Source organism: Ectobacillus ponti, assembly GCF_024294785.1.
Classification (GTDB): domain Bacteria; phylum Bacillota; class Bacilli; order Bacillales; family Bacillaceae_G; genus Ectobacillus; species Ectobacillus ponti.
In genome coordinates, this window is the sequence record NZ_JANCLT010000102.1 from 1 (window position 1) to 550 (window position 550).

General features: G+C 67.3%; 1 protein-coding gene. It reads right to left on the reverse strand.

The genetic code is table 11. The features are described 5' to 3' along the window. A partial coding sequence (locus NK662_RS24760) for a peroxidase family protein (protein ID WP_254761375.1) occupies positions 1-508 on the reverse strand: 508 nt, incomplete at its 3' end. Positions 509-550: the final 42 nt, after the last annotated feature.

A 550-nucleotide genomic window follows, 5' to 3' on the forward strand; every position in this document is an offset into this window, starting at 1 on the left:
GGAGGGTGTTGTTGGGAGCTGGGATGTCGTTGTTGGAGCCCTGGATGCTGGCACCCAGTGAGTCCCTCCGGCCAAGTGGCACATCCCAGTACGGGCCACCAACGAGGACAGTGGAATCGCGTGCAGCGAGGGCGAGTATGTCGGCGCAGGAGACGGTGCCGGGGCAAGCTGCTTCGAGGGCGGCCTTGATCTCGTCGATCACCTCGTACCCGCGCAGCGAGTCGCGGTTGGGGTTGGACCGCTTCTCCGTGGCGAACCGCCCGCTGCCGTCGGCGTCGAGCAGCACCGACGCGTCGCACCCCCTGACGAAGCAGTCGTGGAAGTGGAGACGGACGAGGCCGGCGGCCATGCCGGGGTTCCCGGACACCGCCTTGCTGACCTCCTCCTGCACGATGATCTCCGCCGCCGGGCACGAGTTGTCGTAGAACCCCACCCGCAGCTGCGCCTCCAGCCCCGTCGCCATCGCCAGCAAGCTCACCGCCGCCACCTGCAAGTACCACGACAGCATCGTCGCACCACCGCCTCTCATCGCCATTGCCACTAAGCTCAC